Origin of the sequence: Lactobacillus nasalidis (genome assembly GCF_016587775.1) — a bacterium.
Classification (GTDB): domain Bacteria; phylum Bacillota; class Bacilli; order Lactobacillales; family Lactobacillaceae; genus Lactobacillus; species Lactobacillus nasalidis.
The window spans coordinates 1-2,964 of sequence record NZ_BOCG01000402.1 but is presented as its reverse complement, the minus strand read 5'-3'; the positions used below and the strand labels follow the sequence as shown (position 1 = coordinate 2,964).

The following is a 2,964-nucleotide window of genomic DNA, read 5'->3' as shown; positions in this document are numbered from 1 at the left end:
CGTTGAGCTGCTGCTGCTCAAGCTGCCAGCTGCTGATTGAATGCTTGATGAGGCACTCTCCATGCTGGTGGCAGCAGAACCTGCAGTGCTCAAGCCGCTGCCGGCAGTGCTCAAGCCGCTCTTGGTAGAGCTTAAGCCAGAAGACAGGGATGCAAGTTCCTTCTGCAGTTCTGCCTTCAAAGCTGAATCTGAAACCTTGTTGATTGATGCTGACAGACTGCTTGCGGCAGTGCTTGCAGCAGTCAAGCCGCTGCCGGCAGAAGTCAAGCCGGACTGAGCGTCAGTCAGGCCCTTTTTCAGGGAGGCAACTTGGCTTTGCAGACTTTGCAGGCCGCTGACCAAGCTGCTGATCTTTGAAGTGTCGATATTCGGTACGCTGATTTGGCTGACCGTACCATTCAATTGTTGCAAACCAGTGTTGAGCTGATTCAAACCAGTTGACAGCTGGTCAAGCTGGTCAGTGCTCAATGAACTGGATTCGGCTGACAGCTGGCTCTTCAGCTGGTCCAAACCGGTTACCAGGGTGTTCATGTTGGCCGTCAAGGTCTGGGCACCGCTGGTCAGCGTCTTGGTCCCAGTGTAAAGGCTGTTGGCCCCCGTTACCAGTGAGCTGGTCCCGGTCTTTAAAGTACCGGCGCCAGTGTAGAGGCTGGCGGTCCCGTTCTTCAAAGTACCAGCACCGGTTCTCAAGGTCTGAGCACCAGTTGCCAGTGACCCAGTCCCGCTGGCCAGAGTCTTGGCCCCGCTGGCCAGAGAGCTGGTTCCGCTCTTCAGGCTTTGGGTGCCGGCGGACAAAGTAGTCGCGCCGCTGGAAAGCTTCTTGGTGCCAGAGTAGAGTGAAGCCGCGCCGACAGACAGGGTCTTGCTCCCGTTGAAGAGAGTGCCGGCCCCGTCGTAAAGGGCGATTGAGCCGTTGTAAAGCTTAACCGTGCCCGTGTACAGGTCCTTGGCCCCGTCAGTCAAAGTGCCGGTGCCTTCATCGAGCGTGTCGGCCCCGCTGGCCAGTTTCTTGGCCCCGCTGGTAACCTTTTCGCTCCCCTTGGTCAGCTTGCTGACACCCTTTTCCAACTTGCTGGTACCGTCAGTGACTGACTTCAGCTGCTTCTTGACGTAGAGCAGCTTGATCTTCTGGTTGTACGGCTCCGTAGCAGACATAACCTTGTCCACGCCTTCGGAGTTCCGCAGCTTCCGCGTCAGTTCGTCGATCAGCTTCAAGTCCTTCTCGTTGTCAAGCGTGTGGTCACTCTTGATGTAGAGGTATGACGGCATGGCCATCCCCTTGGAGAAGTGCTTTTGCACCAGGTTCAGGCCCTGCTTGGAAGGAACTGAGTCCGCGATTTCCGCGGTGTCGTCGTAATTCAATACGTTGGAGTAGGTAATGAAGAATGGCGCCACGATTACGGCTACCGCTGCCAAAAAGACGAGCGGCCGCTTCAAAGTAGCGCTGGAGATGCCGTGCCACAGCTTGCTTGGGTTTTCCCCGGCAAATTCCTTGCTTGGCCAGAACATCTTCTTGCCCAGAGTCGCCATGAAGAACGGGTTCAGGGTCAGCAAAACGACCAGCAGAACCAGGACGCCGACGGCAACCCCAGAGGCGGACCGATAAACGGAGAAGTTGGCCAGGCCCAAGGCGGAGAAACCGATCAGGATTGAGGAGCCGGAGTAAAGAATCGTCCGGCCGGCCTTCTTGATCGAGTCCCGCGTGGCCTCGCCTACCCCCAGGCCGTTGCCCAGGTCCTCCTTGAAGTGGTTATAAAGCAGAATGTTGTAGTCCGTCCCGATCCCAAAGAGGACGATCACCATGAAGACCTGGGTGAAGTTGGAGAACGGGAAGTTGACCCAGTTGACCAGGTTGGTCACGATCGAGAAGGAAACCAGGAAGGAAATCCCGACCGTCAGCAGTGATACCAGCGGCACCACCGGTGACCGGAAGACGATGATCAAGACGATGAAGATGAAGACAACCGTGATCAGTTCCGTCTTCTTGATCCCTTCTTGGATCGAACTGGTAAAGTCATTGTTCAAGACGTCAGCCCCGGTAACGTAGGTTCTCACCCCGCTGGTCTTGACAGCCTTGTTGATCTCGTCGTAAACCTGGGAGATGGTCCCATGCTTCTTCGAGATGTTCATCTGCATTACCCAAGTAGTGCCGTCTTTAGACTTAAGCAGCTTCTTGGTAGCGATGTTGTCCTGCGGCGCCAGGTAGTCCTTGATGCCGTATTTCTTCTTATTGCTGGTCAGACGGTCGATTGATGCTTCAATATTGCTTTTATCGCTGCTGGTCAGTTTGCCAGACTTTTTATTGAAAACGACCGCGACCTCGTAAGTGTTCTTTTTCTTACTGCCCCATTCATTCTTGATCAGCTTGGCTGCTTCGCTTTCAACGCTGCTTGGCAAGGAGATCTCACTGTGAGCTCTTGTCAAAGAGTCAACGTTCGGCAGAGCGACCAAGGAAATCACGAGAATGAGCACCCAGGCGATCAAGGCACCGAGGTGGTTCTTCAGTAGCTTCTTCAACGTACTTTTCCTTTCTTTTCCAATCTGTCTACTAAGCTAGGTATTTGACTGCTGCGCGCTGGGAGCAACCAAGCGCCAGATCATTTCGTGATAGTTGCTTTCCGCTTCTTCCGGACTTTCCTGATTTTCCATCAGCCGGTCCAGGAAGACATAGCCCAGAACCGACCCGACCAGGGCGTGCTGGGAAACCACGTACTCCGTGCTCAGCTGCAGCCGATCACCCAGTTTGAGGATCTTCATGACCTCTTGCACCAGGTCCGAATCATCTGAAAATTCATTCATATGATAGAGCAGGACCGACAAGGCTTGGTCTTCCCGCAGGCGGTCGCGGACCACGTCGGCAAACTTGAACAGGGCCTCGTGCCCCGACAAGCCGACCAGCTGCTTGAGCAGGTCTTCATACAGCAGCCGGATCCGGCTGGCCGCAACCAGCGACAGAAGCTGAGA

At 54.9% G+C, this 2,964-nt stretch carries 2 protein-coding genes; both read right to left on the bottom strand.

The window, feature by feature from the left end; translation table 11 throughout:
* Window positions 1–2,517, bottom strand: a 2,517-nt coding sequence (locus lacNas_RS07315; protein ID WP_201346737.1) for an MMPL family transporter, incomplete at its 3' end; no start/stop codon positions are given.
* Window positions 2,518–2,553: 36 nt separating this feature from the next.
* Window positions 2,554–2,964 (bottom strand): TetR/AcrR family transcriptional regulator (locus lacNas_RS07310; protein ID WP_201346736.1); only part of this gene is annotated, 411 nt, incomplete at its 5' end.